The organism is Aliarcobacter thereius LMG 24486 (assembly GCF_004214815.1).
GTDB classification, from domain to species: domain Bacteria; phylum Campylobacterota; class Campylobacteria; order Campylobacterales; family Arcobacteraceae; genus Aliarcobacter; species Aliarcobacter thereius.
Genome location: NZ_CP035926.1, coordinates 783265 through 801263, shown reverse-complemented (window position 1 = coordinate 801263; position 17999 = coordinate 783265). Strand labels below are relative to the sequence as shown.

General features: G+C 25.6%; 19 protein-coding genes. 7 read left to right on the top strand and 12 right to left on the bottom strand.

What is annotated here, in order from left to right:
- Positions 1-14: 14 nt before the first annotated feature.
- The 3 genes from ATH_RS04165 to ATH_RS04155 form a co-directional block, all read right to left on the bottom strand.
- Entirely contained in the window at positions 15-239 is a 225-nt protein-coding gene (locus ATH_RS04165) for a formate dehydrogenase (protein ID WP_066173607.1), read from the bottom strand.
- A gap of 79 nt (positions 240-318) precedes the next feature.
- Entirely contained in the window at positions 319-915 is a 597-nt protein-coding gene (locus tag ATH_RS04160) for a TorD/DmsD family molecular chaperone (protein WP_066183617.1), read from the bottom strand.
- Positions 902-2581 carry a 4Fe-4S dicluster domain-containing protein gene (locus ATH_RS04155; protein ID WP_066183614.1) on the bottom strand — a complete coding sequence of 560 codons (1680 nt, stop codon included), beginning with the start codon at positions 2579-2581 and terminating at the stop codon, positions 902-904. Before ATH_RS04155 ends, ATH_RS04160 begins: the two co-directional genes overlap by 14 nt.
- A 152-nt stretch (positions 2582-2733) precedes the next feature.
- On the opposite strand from ATH_RS04155, the gene ATH_RS04150 reads away from it, so the two are divergent.
- Genes ATH_RS04150 through ATH_RS04135 form a run of 4 tightly spaced genes read left to right on the top strand, consistent with a single transcriptional unit; the run spans position 2734 to position 7320 of the window.
- Positions 2734-3843 carry an ABC transporter substrate-binding protein gene (locus ATH_RS04150; protein WP_066186403.1) on the top strand — a complete coding sequence of 370 codons (1110 nt, stop codon included), beginning with the start codon at positions 2734-2736 and terminating at the stop codon, positions 3841-3843.
- Complete coding sequence (locus tag ATH_RS04145) at positions 3844-5427, top strand: sensor histidine kinase (RefSeq protein WP_066390517.1); 1584 nt, start codon at positions 3844-3846, stop codon at positions 5425-5427. It abuts the gene before it with no gap.
- Positions 5412-6068 carry a response regulator transcription factor gene (locus ATH_RS04140; protein WP_066183607.1) on the top strand — a complete coding sequence of 219 codons (657 nt, stop codon included), beginning with the start codon at positions 5412-5414 and terminating at the stop codon, positions 6066-6068. The genes ATH_RS04145 and ATH_RS04140 overlap by 16 nt, the downstream gene beginning before the upstream one ends.
- The gene (locus tag ATH_RS04135; protein ID WP_066183605.1) at positions 6061-7320 is read left to right on the top strand and encodes an NRAMP family divalent metal transporter; all 1260 of its coding nucleotides are present in this window, start codon (positions 6061-6063) and stop codon (positions 7318-7320) included. The genes ATH_RS04140 and ATH_RS04135 overlap by 8 nt, the downstream gene beginning before the upstream one ends.
- Before the next feature lie 40 nt (positions 7321-7360).
- On the opposite strand, the gene ATH_RS04130 is transcribed toward ATH_RS04135, so the two are convergent.
- From ATH_RS04130 to ATH_RS04120, 3 genes are read right to left on the bottom strand one after another with little or no spacing between them, the layout of a single operon-like run.
- Entirely contained in the window at positions 7361-8119 is a 759-nt protein-coding gene (locus ATH_RS04130; protein ID WP_066183602.1) for a DUF4198 domain-containing protein, read from the bottom strand.
- A 16-nt stretch (positions 8120-8135) separates the two neighbouring features.
- Positions 8136-9881 (bottom strand): TonB-dependent receptor, encoded by a 1746-nt coding sequence (locus tag ATH_RS04125; RefSeq protein ID WP_083202025.1) that lies wholly within the window; start codon positions 9879-9881, stop codon positions 8136-8138.
- Positions 9882-9889: 8 nt separating this feature from the next.
- Positions 9890-10234, bottom strand: a complete 345-nt coding sequence (locus ATH_RS04120; RefSeq protein ID WP_066390521.1) for a hypothetical protein — start codon at positions 10232-10234, stop codon at positions 9890-9892.
- A gap of 198 nt (positions 10235-10432) precedes the next feature.
- On the opposite strand from ATH_RS04120, the gene ATH_RS04115 reads away from it, so the two are divergent.
- Complete coding sequence (locus ATH_RS04115) at positions 10433-10696, top strand: helix-turn-helix domain-containing protein (RefSeq protein WP_066186413.1); 264 nt, start codon at positions 10433-10435, stop codon at positions 10694-10696.
- A gap of 4 nt (positions 10697-10700) precedes the next feature.
- Here ATH_RS04115 and ATH_RS04110 read toward each other — a convergent pair whose 3' ends face one another.
- Genes ATH_RS04110 through ATH_RS04100 form a run of 3 tightly spaced genes read right to left on the bottom strand, consistent with a single transcriptional unit; the run spans position 10701 to position 12399 of the window.
- Positions 10701-10979: a heavy-metal-associated domain-containing protein gene (locus tag ATH_RS04110; RefSeq protein ID WP_066186420.1), complete on the bottom strand. Its 279-nt coding sequence runs from the start codon at positions 10977-10979 to the stop codon at positions 10701-10703.
- A gap of 2 nt (positions 10980-10981) precedes the next feature.
- Positions 10982-11308: a transporter gene (locus ATH_RS04105; protein ID WP_066186423.1), complete on the bottom strand. Its 327-nt coding sequence runs from the start codon at positions 11306-11308 to the stop codon at positions 10982-10984.
- Positions 11305-12399 (bottom strand): transglutaminase-like domain-containing protein, encoded by a 1095-nt coding sequence (locus tag ATH_RS04100; protein WP_066186425.1) that lies wholly within the window; start codon positions 12397-12399, stop codon positions 11305-11307. The genes ATH_RS04105 and ATH_RS04100 overlap by 4 nt, the downstream gene beginning before the upstream one ends.
- A 224-nt stretch (positions 12400-12623) precedes the next feature.
- Here ATH_RS04100 and selD point away from each other — a divergent pair, with 224 nt between their 5' ends.
- Positions 12624-13658 carry a selenide, water dikinase SelD gene (gene selD, locus ATH_RS04095; RefSeq protein WP_066390525.1) on the top strand — a complete coding sequence of 345 codons (1035 nt, stop codon included), beginning with the start codon at positions 12624-12626 and terminating at the stop codon, positions 13656-13658.
- Positions 13659-13717: 59 nt separating this feature from the next.
- Here the strand turns inward: selD and ATH_RS04090 are convergent, their stop codons facing one another.
- Genes ATH_RS04090 through ATH_RS04080 form a run of 3 tightly spaced genes read right to left on the bottom strand, consistent with a single transcriptional unit; the run spans position 13718 to position 15374 of the window.
- Positions 13718-14287, bottom strand: coding sequence for a TlpA family protein disulfide reductase (locus ATH_RS04090; RefSeq protein WP_066183592.1), 570 nt, complete (start codon positions 14285-14287; stop codon positions 13718-13720).
- Positions 14288-14947 carry a DsbA family protein gene (locus ATH_RS04085; RefSeq protein ID WP_066390526.1) on the bottom strand — a complete coding sequence of 220 codons (660 nt, stop codon included), beginning with the start codon at positions 14945-14947 and terminating at the stop codon, positions 14288-14290. It abuts the gene before it with no gap.
- Positions 14937-15374 (bottom strand): disulfide oxidoreductase, encoded by a 438-nt coding sequence (locus tag ATH_RS04080; RefSeq protein WP_066183584.1) that lies wholly within the window; start codon positions 15372-15374, stop codon positions 14937-14939. Before ATH_RS04080 ends, ATH_RS04085 begins: the two co-directional genes overlap by 11 nt.
- Before the next feature lie 80 nt (positions 15375-15454).
- On the opposite strand from ATH_RS04080, the gene ATH_RS04075 reads away from it, so the two are divergent.
- Positions 15455-17986: a glycosyltransferase family 2 protein gene (locus ATH_RS04075; protein WP_066390527.1), complete on the top strand. Its 2532-nt coding sequence runs from the start codon at positions 15455-15457 to the stop codon at positions 17984-17986.
- Positions 17987-17999: the final 13 nt, after the last annotated feature.

The following is a 17999-nucleotide window of genomic DNA, read 5'->3' as shown; positions in this document are numbered from 1 at the left end:
TAATATTTCAACTATTAATTAGCTGAGTTATAAAATTCATTCCAAGCTAAACTTTTTTTGTATAAGATCTCTTTTTTATTAGATCTTCCTACAACTACACCGTTACCTTTATCACTGTTAGCACCTCTATCTTGTCTTTCAGTAGTTGCAGCAGTTGCAACAACACTTCCAGCTAAAACAGTAGCAGCTATACCAGCTCTTTTGATAAATTGTCTTCGTTGTTCTAATTCATCAGCCATGATAACTCCTTTATTGAATTTGGGTTAAAAGCCCCTTTAAAAACTCCTATAAGCTTTTAGAGCGACTTTTAACAAAAGATCAACTCTCTAAATATGCCTTTTCAAATCCATAAAAACTCTCTAAAATTAGAGCAAGTTTTGAATATATAGGGAAATTACTCCCCATTAATTTAAAGAAAAATTTATCTAAATGAAGTTTTATAACTTCATCAAAAAGCTCTTTTTGTAAATTCTCTTCAAGTTCACCAACAATTTGTTTTTCTATTAAATAAGCACTTAAAGTAAATATAAAACCTAAATGATCCTCTTGTGCTGTAAAAGTTTTTTCATCTCTTCTTATTTTTGTTTTACCTAAAACATCTTTTACTTTTAACTGCATAATCCCACCTTCTCTTTGTTCGTGATACCACGAAACACTAAGTGGAATAAAAGTTCCAAAAGGTATTAAAAAAAGTTCTTGATACTCTTTATAAACTTCTTCTTTGCCTTTTTCTTTTATTACTTTTAAGATTTCTAAAGATGCTTCTTCCACGATAGGACTAAAAGAATTTTTACTTAAAACCTCTAAACTTGAAATAATCTCATCAACTTTTGTTTTAGAATACTCTTCAACAAACATAAGTGATAAAAGATTGTATATGAACATTCTAGCTTTGTCTATCTCAATATTTTGCATTTTTACTCATCTCCTCTTTTATCATAATTTTCGGCTTACAATCAGCACAGCAATACAAACTTCTCACTTTTGCAGCACTTTGTGTTTTAAAAATTGGTTCCATCATAAGAGCTATTTTCTCAATAGCTTTTGTTGTTGCAAACTCTTTACCACACTCAAGACATGCAAATAGCTTATCTTGAGCTAAAATTGTCTCTTTAAACCAATTTGGATTTAACTCAATTTCATCTTGTTTTATAGTTAAACAGTCATTTTCAGGACATACTATTTCACAATATCCACATGCTGTACATAAACTAGGATTTATTCTAAGAGAAAAATCAGCTTCATTTGCAAAAAGTGCATCAACATTACATGCTCCAACACATGACAAACATAATGTACAATTTGATTCGTTTACAAGAACTCTTCCATAATGAATATTTTCTCCTGTTTTAACAATACCTAAATCATCATTTGCAACAAGTTTTTGTAATCTTTGAGAGAAAATCTCTCTTTTTCTCATTCCACTTTGATTAAAATTATAATAAGAGTTTTCTATAAATTCTTGTTTTTCCAATGCTTCTTTTAACTCTTTTTCATTTGAAACCAAATAAACAGCAAGTTTTCCATATTTTTTCATATAAATATCATTTACAATCTCTATACTCTCTTTTGTACCTTTTGATATATCATTTGAAAAATATACTATTTGAGAAGAGCTTATTTGAAGGTATGTTAAAAAAACTGATTCATCAAAAATATCACCAACTATACAAAGTGGTAAAACTCCCTCTTTTATATCTATATTTAGATTCTTAATATCTGATTTTGAAGATATTATAAGAGGTTTTGTATTTTTATAAAATGATGAAAGCTCATATAAACTATCTTTTGTAAAAGCTCCACTATTTAATGAACCACTTGGACAGGCACTTACACACTCTCCACATGTAATACAATTTACTAAATCAAAAACTAATCTTCTATTATCTTCATCTTTTGTTATAGTATTTGTTGGGCAAACTTCAACACATTTAGAACATATCTCATCTTTTCTTTCATGATATTGACAAATTGATTTATCATATAATATAGTTTTTCTAAAATTATACCCATTTAGATTTTTTCTAATAGTTTTTAGAGTTTCTTCTATACTAGAGATGTTTGGATCATAAATTCCTGCTCTTTTTTTATCTAATTTTTCATCAAACCAAACTATTTGAGATACTTTTAAAACTATATCTTTATCTCCAGCATCAACAATAACATCAAAATTTCCAACACTATTTTTAATCTTTTTTATAAGTTTTGATTCAACTTTATATAAATCAAATTCATTCGCATTTATATCTTTTGTAAAATCTTTAAAATCTTCTAAATTGTCATAAACAATCATAAGTGAGTTTGAAATATTTATACTTTGATCTAAATCTTGTGCAAAATCAAATTTTGTAGCATTTATTTCATAAAGTTTTAGTACATTTTCAATTTTTGAAGATAAATTATCTTTTGAATTTTTAATATAAAAATCTATCTCATTTGCGATAGCTTCGCTTTTAACTTCATTAGTATTTGAAATTAGAAAATTATTATCTTTTAATTCCTCAAGAGTTGTAGCAACTTGGATTTTTTCACTCAATGGGAAATCCAACCCAGCTTTATTAAAATATATATATTCTTGCATAAACTATGCCCTTAATTTGTCTTTAGTAAAAAATATTTTACCATATTTTATATACAATAAGATTAATTGAAACTTAATATCTAAAATTCTCATACTATAATGTCTCGTTTTTACACTATTTTATTTTAATAGCTATTTGAGTAATATTTCAAATGCTAAAAAAATCTATAATATCAATTTTTATTTTATTTATACTATTTATCTACTTATCTCAAAATAGATATACAAATGAGAGTATTGTTATTTCATCTTCAATGCCTTTAAGTGGTATTATGAAACCTTGGGGAGAAGGAGCAAAAAATAGTATTGATGCCTACTTTTCTTATATAAATCAAAATAATTTATTAAATAATAGAAAATTAGAATTTGTAACTTTAGATGATAAATATGAACCTGATTTAACAGAAGAGAATATCTCTTTACTTCTTTCAAATCCTGATACATTTCTTCTTTTTGCAATGGTTGGTACTCCAACTGTTAAAAGAGCAATTCCAATAATAAATGAAAATAATTCATTTTTATTTGCTCCATTTTCTGGTGCATCATTTTTAAGAGATAATAATTTTTCTACAATTTTAAATTTTAGAACTTCATATGAAGATGAGATAAATAGTTTAGTTAATTATATTGTAAAAGAAAAAAAGCATCAAAATATTGCTATTTTTTATCAAAATGATGAGTATGGAGAAGAAGGTTATATATCATTTTTAAAAGCTTTAAATAAGAATAAATTAAATCCATCTAGCTTTGGTACATACACCAGAAATACTTTAGCAATAAATTTAGCATTTAATAAGATAAAAGAAGAAAGACCTCAAACAGTTTTTTTAATAGGTTCATACAAAGCAAATGCTCTATTTATACAAAAAGCAAAAAATAGTGAAGAATTTAAAGATACAATATTTTGTAATATCTCTTTTAGTGACGCTAATTCAATAGTAAAAGAGTTAAAAGATAAAGATATTGATACTTCAAATCTAATTTTCTCTCAAGTTGTTCCAAACTATTTAGATGAGAATATTGAACTAGCAAAAGAGTATCAAAATATAATAAAAAATTATGCTATAAATAAAGAGTTAAGTTTCTTATCTTTTGAAGCATTTCTAGCTTCAAAAGCTTTAGTAAATGCAATTAAAGAGAATATAAATCATCTTTCATTGAAAAAAATATATAAATCTTTAAAAAACAGAGATTGCAATGGTTTAGAAAAGAAAGTATATCTTTTCAAGTATTTAGATAATAATTTTATTGAAATTAATTAAATGAAAAGATATTTTAATATTCTTTTAGACTACTTTTCAAGTTTAAAATATAGTTATAAAGCAAATTTTTTAGTATTTATTATTGCAGGTGGAATGTTTTGTATTATATTTTTATCTCAATTATCTCTATTTGTTTTAAAAGATGATTTTGATACTTTATTTGATATTAGAACAAAAAGTTTAAGTAAATTAGAAACAATAAAAGATACTTTTAGAATAAATATTCAAAGTACTCTTCAAGATTTTCAAGATAAAGATTTAGAATATGAACAATCTTTAGAAGTTTTAGTTTTAGCAAAAGAGATTATAGAAAAAAACTACTCAGAGTATAAAATTGGCTTTAGAAATAAAAATAGATTTTTTGTAATTACTTTTATAAAAGATTTTATAATAAGCGAACAAGCTTATTATAAAAATGAAATTCTAAAAAATAGTTTAATTGTAAATATAGATAATCTTTATCTATCAATTTTTAAGAAAATAGATATGCTTGAAGCAAATAGTGATAAAGATTATTTCAAAAATATCAATTTTGATATAAATGAGATAGATATTTTTTTATCAAGTTTAATTAATTATGATTTAATTTTAGCAATAAATGAAAAAAGAGATACAGATAAAATATTTAATACTATTTTGATATTTTCATTTATATCTATATTTTTAGTTCTATTTTTTACAATTTTATTATCATTTTTTATTACAAGGCATTTTAAAAATGTTAATACTGTTCAAGAAAAAATTGTTGAAGATAAAACAAAAGAGTTAAAAGAGTTAAACAGTTCTTTGGAGTTAAAAATATCTCAAGAAGTTGCTAAAAATAGAAAAAAAGATATTATTATGTTTCAACAAGCAAGGTTGGCAAGTCTTGGTGAAATGTTAAACAATATTGCACACCAATGGAGACAACCTTTGGGAAGTATATCTATGATTATTCAAAGTTTTAGAACAAAACAAAAATTAAATAAATTAACAGATGATTTTATAGAACAAAAAACAAAAGATGCCCTACTTTTAGCACAAAATATGTCAAATACTCTTGATGATTTTAAAAACTTTTTTGATCCAAATAGACAAAAAATAAGATTTTTTATAGAAGATTGTATTTTACAATCTATTGAACTTTCAAAATACTCTTTATATAAAGAAAATATCAAAATTGAGTTAAATATAAAACAAAATATTGAGTTGTATAGCTATTATAATGAACTTTCTCATGTAATTTTAAATATTTTGTCAAATTCTAAAGATGCTTTAGCTAGCTTAGAAAATAAAGATGATAGAATAATCAAAATTATTACAAAAGCTTATAAAAAATACCTAATAATCAATATTTTAGACAATGGTGGTGGCGTTCCAAAAGAAGTTTTACCAAAAATTTTTGAACCTTATTTTACTACAAAATATAAAAGTGCAGGTACAGGAATTGGACTTTATATGTCAAAAATGATTGTTGATAAACATTTAAAAGGTAAGATAATTTGTAAGAATATTAATCGATTTTATAAAGAAAATGAGTACATTTTTACTTCATTTACAATAAAACTACCAATAGAAGAGGAGAAAAGTTGGAAAGAGATTTAGAGATATTAAAGAATTTTAATATTTTATATTTAGAAGATGATGAAGATTTATTAAGACATACAAAAGATATTTTAGAAGATTTTGTAGATAATATTTATGCTGTTCAAAATAGTGTTGATGCTATGAAAATAGTATTAGAAAAAAAAGTTGATGTTATAATAAGTGATATTCTACTCAAAAATGAAAATGGTATAAATTTTCTAAAATATCTTAAAAATAAAAACATATTTATACCTACAATATTAACAACTGCTCATACAGATACGGTTTATTTGCTTGAAGCAATTAAACTAAAAGTTGAAAACTATATTATAAAACCAATAGAAATTGATGAACTTTTAAATACTTTACATGATTTACTTCTTCCAAAGATTCAAGAAGATGAGATAAAAAGAAACCAAAATATAATAAAAACAATTGGTATAATTTGTGATAATAAACAAGTTGAAATAGTAAAATATATATTTAATAACTTAGATGAAAATAATCATTTTTGTGCTTCATATACTGAAATCATGGAACAATTTTCTATCTCAAAACCAACATTAATAAAACTATTTAAAGATTTAGCAGATAAAAATATATTAACAAAAATCGCACACAAAACTTATAAATTTGATGAAAAGAGCTTAAATGATTAATCGTATAAAAAATACTTATAAAATATTTGGACCTGGAATTTTGATGGCAACTGCTGCAATTGGTGGTTCACATTTAGTAGCTTCAACTCAAGCAGGAGCTTTATTTGGTTGGAGTTTAGCAATATTTATACTTGCTGTAAATTTCTTAAAATATCCATTCTTTTTGGCAAATGTTCAATATACAATGGCTACAAAAAAGAGTTTAATTGAAGGTTATGCTTCTTTAGGAAATGCTTGGTTATGGTTATTTACCGTTTTAGCTGTAATTGCTGCTGTTGTAAATACAGCAGCTGTTTCTATGTTTGCTGCAAGTTTACTTGGATATTTTATTCCTATACAATTAACTATAAAGCTTTTAAGTTTAATAATAATTGTTGCTTGTCTATTAATTTTAATTGCAGGAAAATATAATCTTTTAAATAATGTTTCAAAAATAATTATGATCTCTTTGAGTTTAGCAACAATAATTGCTGTTTCAATGGCTGTTGTTCAAGAAGCAAATTCAAATATAGTTGATGATTTTATATCTCCATCTCCTTGGACACTTGCTAGTTTAGGATTTATTGTTATTCTAACTGGTTGGATGCCAGCACCTATTGAGATATCAAGTATTAGCTCTATTTGGTTAAAAAATCAGATAAAAGAGACAAATATAAACTCAAAAAATGCTATTTTGGATTTTAATGTTGGATTTATAGGAACTGCTATTTTAGCAATATTCTTTTTGGCTCTTGGTACATTAGTTTTACATGGTAGTGCTTATGAGTTTAAAGATGGAATAGCATTTTCTCATCAACTTGTAACTATGTACACAAGTGTTATTGGTGATTGGTCAAGACTTTTAATAGCATTTATTGCTTTTGCTTGTATGTTTGGAACTTCAATAACTGTTATTGATGGATATGGAAGAGCAGTTGCTGAAGCTTTCTCTTTAATAAAAAGTAAAAAATCTGCTAGTAATAAAAGTGTTGCTATTTGGACACTATTTATTAGTATTATTGGTTGTTTAATAATATTCTTCTTTACAAGTTCTATGAGAGCTATGCTAGATTTTGCAATGATATTATCATTTTCAACAACACCAATTTTTGCATTTCTAAATTATAAACTTGTAAGAAGCACAAAACTTCCAAAAGAGCTTCAAACTGGTAAATTCATAAATATATTATCTATTTTAGGTCTATTGTTTTTATTTGGATTTTTGATTTTATTTATTATTTATAGATGGTTTCCATCTATTTTAGGTATTTAATTTATACTATCTAGCAAAATATTTTTGCTAGATAAGTTATTTATTTTATTATAAAAGTCAAACTAGAAGAGTAAACTACTTCATCACAACTATCATTTTTATATAGCTCTTTATTTTTTACCATCAAAATCCATTTTCCAGATTTTAAAGCAGTAATTTCAATCTCTCCTTTTAAATCAGTTGTTCCATAAAAAGCAAATTTATTTTCTCCAAAACCATCAAAAGTACCTTTTACATCTATTTTCTTAGCTGGTTTTCCATCAAGTAAAACTTTTACTTTAAAAGGAGTACCTACTTTAAAAGTAGATGGATTTTCTAAAAGTAATATTTCTAATTTTTGACCTATTATATTTGTTGAAATTTCACTATTATCATCTCCAATATTTATAATATTTTTTGCAAAACTTGAATACTCTTCACAATATTGAGAGTTTTCTAAATCTTTTTTTGTTTTCCCCATATGCCATTTATTATCTTTTGTTTTTGTCCAAAAAGTTGGTTTATATGTTCCTTTTAAAATATATGTTCCATCATCTAATGCTTTGTTATAAACATATTGATAATTTTCACCAGATTGTTTTAAAGTATTAGATTTCATATTTTTATCTATTAAAACTAAAGCTTCAAAATTATTTAATTTATCTTTTGATATTTTTTCTGGATATGGAAATTCATGCCCGTATCCTAAAATTGCTTTAAATGTTGAACTATTGTATCCATCAACCCAAAAATCATGAGCAAAACTTTTTACTACTAAAACTGTACTTGCCACTAATACTAAACTTAATTTTTTAATCATTTATTATCCTTTTATTTTAAAATTTATAATTTACACCAAATTCAAAACTTCTAGCATCACCTAAAAATACTTCTGCTCTATTTTTACTACTTGTTGCATATAGTTCATTAGTAATATTTTTTACAATAAAGTTAAATCTTGTATTTTTATTATATGTATAATCTAAAGTTAAATCAGCAACAGTATATGAAGGAAGTTTTATACTATTTTTATCATCTGCATAAATTGAATCAACATATCTAAGCCATGTTCCAATACCTAAATTTGAAATAGGCATATATCTAATTCCTAAATTTGCTATATATTTTGGTACTGAGTTAGGAGTTTTTCCAGTAAGATTATTTGTTCCATCAATAAATTCATCATATTTTGCATCTGTATATGCTAAATTTGCATCTATTTTCAATTCTTCAATAGGATTAAATCCAAAACTTAGTTCAAAACCTTTTGATGACATTTTACCAACAGGTAATGTATTATTTGCATTATTTGGGTCAACTACATACATATTATTTTTCTCTATTTTATATGCACTTAAAGCTAATTCTGCCTTATTTTCAAGAAATGATGATTTTATACCAACTTCATACTGCTTTGCTTCTGTTAAATCTAAATCTGTATATTTTGAATTCAAATTAGCTAAACCACTACCACCATTTTCAAATGATTCTGAATAAGTAGCATATAAAGTTGTTGAAGAAGTCAAATCATAAACTAAAGCAGTTCTATATGAAAACTCATTATAAGTTCTATCTTTTTTTTGATTCTCTTGAAAATAATTCCATTTTACATCAATAGTATCGTGTCTTAATCCAGCTACAAGTTTTAACTTATCACTTATACTAAACTGATCTTCTAAATAAATAGCATATTGATTTATATCTGCTTCGATATTTTTTGTTCTATAAATACCGCCTGTATCTCCAAATATAACCTTATTTGGATTATAGATATCTATAAGATAATTACTTGTTGCCCAGCTACTTGTCATATCTCTTTTAGAATTTATAGTTGAAATATCAAATCCTACTAAAAATCTATTCTCAAATCCAAAAAGCTTAGCTTTATTTAAAACATCAAATCTATTTCCTAAGACTTTTTGAGTATCAAGTAAATCAGTACCATTTATTTGAACATTATTTCCAACTTGAACAGCTCTATATGGTCTTATAGCTTCTGCTTTATGATTTTGATAATATAGTAAATTTTTTATTTCTAAATTTGTTGTAGGAAAATACTCCAACTCATATTTTATATTAGTACTATCTCCTTTATCCAAATTATCTTCATATACATTATAATTTACTTTTCTTACTCTCTTATCTAATTTACCATCAATTAAAGGTGTACCTATATATACATTTTTGCCATCATCAACTACTCTATCAAATGAAATAGTAGTTAATAAATCATCATTTATTTTATAAAGTATTGAAGTGCTAATTGAATCTATGTCTCTTTTTTCACCTTCAATATTTGAAGCTTTTTTTCTACTACTTACATCTAATCTATATGCCAATTTGTCTTCAATTGCAATTTGACCAACACCAAGTTTAAATCTATAATTATCATAAGTTCCAATATTTAAACCAAACTCCGTATCTTCTTCTATAAAGCTTGGTTTTTTTGTAATTAAATTTACACTTCCTCCAATACTACTTTCTCCATTTAAAATAGAACTAACTCCTTTTATAATCTCTATTCTGTCTAAGTTTGCAATATCAAGTCCTCTATTTAAAAATACCGAACTATTTGTTTTTATACCATCATTTAAAAAAGTAAGCCCAGGATAACCAACAAATCCTCTTGATGCATATTACCACTAGAACCATGTCCAGACTCTCCTCCTTGTATTCCAACTGCCTTTGAAACAGCTTGTATAACTGTACTATCCCCTCTTTCTTCCATAGATTTAGATGATATTACTTCTACACTTGCAGGTGTTTCTTTGATAGTTAATCCAAGTTTTGAACCAACTGTTAGCTCTTTTCCTAATTGAGATTCAACTTCAAGTTTCTCCATTACATTTATTTCATCCAATTTTGTAATCTCTTCTGCACTTAATAGATTCCCAAAAAATAAGATAGCAACACTTATTGCCAACTTTATATCCATTTTTTCTCCTTATATATTTAAATGCAACCTAGTTGCATTTGTTGAAATTATAATAATCATTATCTTTAATGCAACTTAGTTGCAATTAATACAATAATTATTCCAATACAATACAAGCAACAATAATGTTCCTAGGAACATTGAAAGCAAATATTATCTTTTATAGAATTAAATTAAACTTATACCTATGGAACATTATTGAAAATTTATAATAACGATGAAAAAATAGAACTTTTTTATAAAAAAATTGGTGAAAATATTAAAAATGCTAGAATGAAAAAAGGCTTTAGTCAATTAAAACTTGCAAATGCTATGGGATATGACTCAGTAGGTCATATAGCAAAAGCTGAAATTTATAAATATGGTAAAAAATTCAATTTAGAACATATTTTTAAAATTTGTTCTATTTTAGAAGTATCAATAAATGATATTTTTGAAGATACTGATGAAATAATAAAATAGCTTTTTACTCTTCATATTTATGAGTACTTAGTTCAACTCCTTCATATGAAGTTGTTTTAATTGCTTTTAATATATCTTCTATTTTTACTTTTTCATTATAAATAACGCTCACTTTTTTAGTGTTAAGTCTAGCACTTACTTTTTTAACTCCCTCAAGTTTTAAAATAGCTTGTTTAACAGCTGTCGTACACAAAGGGCAATGCATTCCTTCAACTTTAAAAACTGTTATTTGTGAAGAAAAAACAATATTTAAAAACATAAAAAATAGAAATAAAACTCTCATATTTACTCCATAAAAAGTGGTAAAATCTCTGGATAAAAAAGTAATAATAAGATTAATATAAGAAATATTAAAACTAATATATAACTTTTGAATCTAGCTCTTTTATTACAACTACATGATATTTTTTTATTAAAATGATAAATTGATATCAAAAAAAATATAATTGATAAAATAGCAAATGGAATTCTAGTATATTCTAAAGTTGTAAAAAAACTTAAAAATCCACTTGATACTCCAAAAAATATAAATATTAATGCTGGAAGACAACAAAGTGTTGATAAAAGAGCAGTTAAAACTGCTCCAATTATCACTAAACTATCTTTTCTCATAAAATCTCTTGAGAAGTATAAATATATTTAAAAGTTTTAGGATTATAATAATCTTTTGCATCCTCTCCAATTTCAGCATATGGATAACCTAGCATATTTAATGGATATTGCGTTGGTTTTGGATTTAATATAAAATCTCTTGCACTATTAAATGCTACCCAATTCATCTCCCAAGAACCAAAAAAATACTCTTTTACATCTTTTAGTTTTTTACTATCATTAGTTAAATTTTCAGCTAATTTTACCTTTGTAACATCTGCTGGATCACAAGGAACCCATCCCAGTCCATCTATATAAAACTCTGCTCTACAATGTTGAGCTCCTGTAATATTTGCAAAACCTTTTTCATCTGCTTTTCCACAAGCATTTGAGATTTTTGATTGCCCTACTCTAATTCCAAAAGTCTCCCTTGCTGGGATTTTTGCATTTCTTAATAAACATACAAATACAGAGCTTATATCTGTACATTTTCCACCATAAATTTTCTCTTCAATTGATTTTTGTGCATCACCAATTCCACAACCAATAACACTCTCATCTCTATACATAGTTGAAACTGTCCAATCATAAATAGCTTGAGCTTTTTGAAGTGGTGTTTTAGAATCTTTTGTAATATCATCTACATAGTTTGTTAATTTCTTTGTAACAGGAATATGTTTTGTACCTTCAAGATATACTTTTACATCTTTTGGATAATTAGTTTTTGATGTAGCTTTTGAAAAATCTGTTGTTCTTCTTTGCATAATAACTGAAAATTCTAAATCAAGCTTTGGTTTTATATCTTTATTATTCCATTTTGCATATAAAACATCTGTATTGTAAAGATTCTTTACAATTTTAGCATCTATATAATTTCCTTTATAATCAATATCTAATACCTCATGATAACTCTCATTCTTTGGAAGTGGAATCCAAACTTGTATTATCTCTTTACTTTGTTCAAACTCATATTTATTTGTTACAGTAAATTTTCTAGGAGTTTGTGTAATACCAAATGGATTTCTATCTTCTTTTGCGAAAACAAAATTTGGAGACAGAGCTATTGCACTTGAAAATAGTGCTGTCGTTTTTAAAAACGATCTTCTTTTCATAATATATTCTTTGTAGTATTTTGTTCTATTAAGAGATAAAAGAAAGGTAAAAGCTCTCTTTATGTCAAACCATAACCTATGGTCTATGAACTAATTAGATTTTTATAATATATAATATTTTGTAAAGTTAAACTTAAATAGTAAAATTTTATTTACTTTAACTTAACTAAATTTTTAAATATGCTTAAGTATAATTAAGACTATTTTTAAAGAAAGACTAATAAATGAATAACGAATATAAATTAACAAAATTCGTTCAAGCTGCTGGTTGTGCTGCAAAGATGGGTCCGGGGGATCTAAAACAAGCTCTTTGTAACTTAGAATCAAAAAGTGAACAAATTTTAGTAGGATTTGATACAAGTGATGATGCAGGAATTTATCAATTAAATGAAGACTTAGCAATAGTTCAAACAGTTGATTTTATAACACCTGTTGTTGATGATCCATATATTTATGGACAAATTGCAGCTGCAAACTCTTTAAGTGATGTTTTTGCTATGGGTGCAGATGTAAAAACAGCATTAAATGTAGTAGGTTTTGATGCCACTAATGTTTCAAAAGAGGCTCTTGGAGAGATTTTAAAAGGTGGAAATGATAAGATAAAAGAGTGTGGTGGTTCACTTCTTGGAGGTCATACTATTCAAACACCTGAAATGTATTATGGTTTGAGTGTAACAGGTATTATAAATCCAAAAAAAATCATAAGAAATAATAGTGCAAAAATTGGAGATATATTAATTTTAACAAAACCACTTGGAATGGGTATTTTAACAACTGCAATAAAAAGAGATTTAATACCTTTAAATTTAATCAAACATTGTGCAGATATTATGGCTAGTTTAAACTATATTCCATCAAATATTATGAAGAAATATAAAGTTAGTTCATGTACAGATATTACAGGTTTTGGTCTTTTAGGTCATGCATTTGAATGTATAAATGAAAATATTAGTTTCAAAATAGACTCTTCAAGTGTTCCTTATGTAAAAGAGGCTTTTGAATTTTGTAAAAATGGAGTCATTCCAGGTGGTTCAAAAAGAAATATAAAATTTATTGAAGATAAATCAAGTTTTATTAATATTGATGAATCACTAAAAACAATTCTTTGTGATGCACAAACTTCAGGTGGTCTTTTACTAGCAATAGATAAAAATGATGCAAAAGAGTTTTTAAAAGAGATAGAAGATTATAGTTTTGGATACGCAAAAATTATTGGTGAAGTTATTCCAAAAGATGAAAAAGAGATATTAATTTATTAAATTACTAAAGTAGGAATAATTCAAAATTACCCTACTTTATATAATATTTAAATTATTAATTAGTTTTCAATAGCTATTTTTAAATATTTTTCAAGTTCATCTTCTGGAACTTTTCCTACAAATTTATGAACAAACTTTCCACTTTTTGAAAATAAAAACATTTCAGGAACTCTTCTTACATTTAATTCATCTGCTAAAGCTTGATTCTCTTCTCCCATTGTTATTGGATAGTTTATTTTATGCTCTTCTATAAAATCATTTATCTCTTCAACACTTTTTTCATCTTGAAAAAGTACAGATATAATTTGTAAATCATCTTTATTTTTTTCTTGAATTGCTTTTAACATTGGTAAACTCTCTATACAAGGTGGACACCAAGTTGCAAAAATATCAATAATCACTACTTTTTTATCTTTAAAGTCTTTAAAATCTGCTCCAATTTCTGTTGTAGAGAATTCAATCTTTTTATTATCTGAACTTGTTAATACAAAGCTTTTAGACTCAAACTCTGCTTCAATCTCATTTATTTTATTTTTTGCTAAAGAGTTTGAATTTATACTTCCTCCACTATCACAAGCTACAAATAAAGAAACTATAAACACAAATAATATATATTTTAAACTTTTCATCTATTTCTCCTCTTTTATAATATTCTTAAATACTATATCAAATAGCTCTTCACTTGATAATCTTTTTAATAGTTCACCATTTATAAATAGTGTTGGTGTTCCTAATACACCTAAAGATAGTGCATCATTTTTATCTTGTTTTATAATATTTAATATATTTTCATCTTCCATATCAATTTTTAATTTTTTCATATCAATATTTGGTATTTGTGATAAAAATCCGTATAAAAGTTCTGGTTTTTCGAAATTGTGTTTCGCCCATAAATCTTGAGTAGAAAATATAATATCTAATGACTCTTCATATAATCCTTGATTTCTTGATGCTTCTAAAAGCTTAATTGCAAATGCTGAATTTTTATGATTTGGAATATATTTTGTAATAATCTCTATTTCATTGTAATAATCTTTATAAAGTTTTTTTACAAACTCATGAAAAATTGCACATGATTCACACTCTGGATCAATAAATTGAACTACTGTTATATTTTTAGAATTATCACCGATTTTATATGAATAATCTCTTTTTAAAATCAACTCTTTATCTTCTTTACTTATTGAATAACTCTCTTCTGTTTTTGAATTCTTATAAAAAAATGAAAGCCCAATAAATAATCCTATTACTAAAAGTACAGAGATAATAACTTTTAATTTATTCTGCATGATTCTCCCTTAAATTTTTTGAAACTTTAACCAATGAAAGATAATGAAGCATTAAGCAAATTAAAATTATAAAAAATGCTAATAATGATAATAGAGGAATTGTTATAAATCCTAAGATATTTAGATAATCTACACTACAAGGAACTCCTCCTATGCAAGGAGATAAATCTTCTGGAATTATTTTATAAACTAATAAATTATGATAAATAGAAATTAAAAATCCAACAAAAGCTAGTGGACTTGCATTTAAAATTACTTTACTATCTTTATAAAGTAAAGAAATAGCCAAAATAAATAGAAGAGGATACATAAATATTCTTTGGTACCAACACAAAGAACAAGGAATAAAATTCATAATTTCAGAAAAAAACAAACTCCCAAAAGTTGCTATTAATGCAATAAAAAATGCTATAAAAAGTGAATTCACAAAAGTCCTTAAGTTAATTATTAAGATTTATTCTATCAAAATGATGATAATATCTAGCTTTTTATATAAGGAGCTCAAGATTGAGATATTTGATATTTGCACTAAGTTTATCTGGACTATTTTTACTATTTTATTGGCTTACAAATGCTAACTTTATAAACTTAAAAGAGGATTCTTTTGATAAAGTACAGTCTGTTTCATATTCACCATTTGAAGGTTTTGAAAGAAATTTATTAAAAGATGAAGATATTAGAAAAGATATTATTTTATTAAATGATTATACATATAAAATAAGAACTTATGGTACAAAAGAAGCTGAAAAAATTTTAGAAGCTATTAGTGGTTTAGAAAACTCAAATTTAAGAATAGATTTGGGTCTTTGGCTAGGTAAAGATAAGGAAGAGAATAATATTGAAATTATTAGAGCTTCCTCTTTACTTGAAAACTATCCATCATTAATAGATAGTATAATTGTTGGAAATGAAGTTTTATTAAGAAAAGATTTAGATCCTATTGAACTTTTTACTTATCTTACTTTAGTAAAAGATTTTACTACAAAACCAGTAACAATTGCTGAAACTTGGGATATTTGGGAGAAAAATCCTGAATTATCATCTTATGTTGATTATGTGATGATTCATATATTACCTTATTGGGAAAAGGTTCCAATAAAACAATATAATAGCTTCCTTGTAGAAAAATTCACTCTAATTCAAAATCTTTTTCCATATAAAAAGATTGTAATAGGAGAAACAGGTTGGCCAAGCCTTGGATACAACAATAATAGTGCAGTTCCTAGTATTAAAAATCAAGCAAGAGCAATAAGAGGTTTTCTAAATTTAGCAAAAGAAAAAGGATACACTTATAATATTATTGAAGCTTTTGACCAACCTTGGAAAGGTTATGATGAAGGAAATGTAGGTCAATATTGGGGACTTTTTGACACAAATAGAGAAGCAAAATTTACTCTTCATGGAGAGTTTCAAGCAAATAAATATTGGGCTTATCAAATATTTTCTGCTCTATTTTTAGGAGTATTTCTTACTTTTATAGGAATTAGAAATCAAAAAATAAATGCAAGTCATTTTTTTGCATATAGTATTGCATCTTTTGGTATGGCATTTGGTATTGTTATGGCAATTTTCTATCCACTTTTAAACTATATGAATTTTGGAATGTGGATTATGTGGGGAATGGGAAGTTTTCTAATGATTCCACTTGTAATTATTACTTTAGCTAAAGCAAATGAACTTTTTAGAAGCTCAATTGGAATAGCTCCATCAAGACTTATTCCACTTGATTTAAAATCAAAAAATATCCCAAAAGTATCAATTCATGTTCCAGCATATAAAGAGGAGCCTCATGTTTTATCTGAAACTTTAAAAAGTCTTTCAAAACTTACTTATCCAAATTATGAAGTTTTAGTAATTATAAATAACACTCCTGAGGATTATTATAAATCTCCTATAAAAGAATTATGCAAAGATTTAGGAGAAAGATTCAAATATCTTGATATAACTTGTACAGGTTTTAAAGCAGGAGCTTTAAATATGGCACTTGATTATACAGACAAAGATGCTGAGATTATTGCTGTTATTGATGCTGATTATAAAGTTGAATCATCTTGGCTTGTAGACTTAGTTCCTCTTTTTGATGATCCAAAAGTAGCAATTGTTCAAGCACCACAAGATCATAGAGATGGAGATGAAAGTATAATAAAATCTGCTATGAATGCTGAATATGCTGGTTTTTTTGATATTGGTATGGTTGATAGAAATGAAGAAAATGCAATTGTTGTTCATGGAACAATGGTTATGGTAAGACTTAGTGCTATGATAGAAGTTGGTGGTTGGGGAACTGATACTATTGTTGAAGATAGTGAATTAGGTCTTAGACTTTTTGAAGCTGGATATATAGCTCATTACACAAATAGAAGATATGGTTTTGGTTTACTTCCTGATAGTGTTGAAGCTTTTAAAACTCAAAGACATAGATGGGCATATGGTGCTATTCAGATTTTAAAAAAGCATTGGAGAGAATTTAAACCTAGCTCAACAAAATTAAGCCCTGCTCAAAAAAATAAATTTGTAACTGGATGGTTTTTTTGGTTAAGTGATGCTATGGGTCCTGTGATGGCAATTATGAATATTATTTGGGTTCCTGTTATTATTTTTGTTGGTGTTACAATTCCTACAATTCCTCTTACAATCCCGATTATAACAGCATTTTTAGTAAACATTTTGCATACATTTATTTTATATAGAACAAAAGTAAAAGCTACATTTAAAGAAATATTTTTAAGTTCAATTGCATCTATGAGTCTTCAATTAATTATTTTTAAAGCTGTTTTTGATGGATTTATTAAAGATGGATTACCTTTTAAAAGAACCCAAAAAGGTGGAAAAGCAAAGAAAGGTTCAAGCCCTATAAAATATGAAACAATATTTGCAGTTTTACTCTTAAGTGCATTTTTCTCACTTTTATATACAAATAATTCAGGAATATTCGAAATATATCTATTTGCTAGTACAATTTTAATTCAAGCTATCCCATATATTAGTGCGATTATTTTAAGAGCTTTAGAACTATATTCTATAAAAAATAACAAGTAGTATAAAGCTACTT

Bases quoted from the DNA above. Each gene is read 5' to 3' on its own strand.
- ATH_RS04165 (WP_066173607.1), bottom strand. From the start codon at position 239: ATGGCTGATGAATTAGAACAACGAAGACAATTTATCAAAAGAGCTGGT.
- ATH_RS04160 (WP_066183617.1), bottom strand. From the start codon at position 915: ATGCAAAATATTGAGATAGACAAAGCTAGAATGTTCATATACAATCTT.
- ATH_RS04155 (WP_066183614.1), bottom strand. From the start codon at position 2,581: ATGCAAGAATATATATATTTTAATAAAGCTGGGTTGGATTTCCCATTG.
- ATH_RS04150 (WP_066186403.1), top strand. From the start codon at position 2,734: ATGCTAAAAAAATCTATAATATCAATTTTTATTTTATTTATACTATTT.
- ATH_RS04145 (WP_066390517.1), top strand. From the start codon at position 3,844: ATGAAAAGATATTTTAATATTCTTTTAGACTACTTTTCAAGTTTAAAA.
- ATH_RS04135 (WP_066183605.1), top strand. From the start codon at position 6,061: ATGATTAATCGTATAAAAAATACTTATAAAATATTTGGACCTGGAATT.
- ATH_RS04130 (WP_066183602.1), bottom strand. From the start codon at position 8,119: ATGATTAAAAAATTAAGTTTAGTATTAGTGGCAAGTACAGTTTTAGTA.
- ATH_RS04120 (WP_066390521.1), bottom strand. From the start codon at position 10,234: ATGGATATAAAGTTGGCAATAAGTGTTGCTATCTTATTTTTTGGGAAT.
- ATH_RS04110 (WP_066186420.1), bottom strand. From the start codon at position 10,979: ATGAGAGTTTTATTTCTATTTTTTATGTTTTTAAATATTGTTTTTTCT.
- ATH_RS04105 (WP_066186423.1), bottom strand. From the start codon at position 11,308: ATGAGAAAAGATAGTTTAGTGATAATTGGAGCAGTTTTAACTGCTCTT.
- ATH_RS04100 (WP_066186425.1), bottom strand. From the start codon at position 12,399: ATGAAAAGAAGATCGTTTTTAAAAACGACAGCACTATTTTCAAGTGCA.
- selD (WP_066390525.1), top strand. From the start codon at position 12,624: ATGAATAACGAATATAAATTAACAAAATTCGTTCAAGCTGCTGGTTGT.
- ATH_RS04090 (WP_066183592.1), bottom strand. From the start codon at position 14,287: ATGAAAAGTTTAAAATATATATTATTTGTGTTTATAGTTTCTTTATTT.
- ATH_RS04085 (WP_066390526.1), bottom strand. From the start codon at position 14,947: ATGCAGAATAAATTAAAAGTTATTATCTCTGTACTTTTAGTAATAGGA.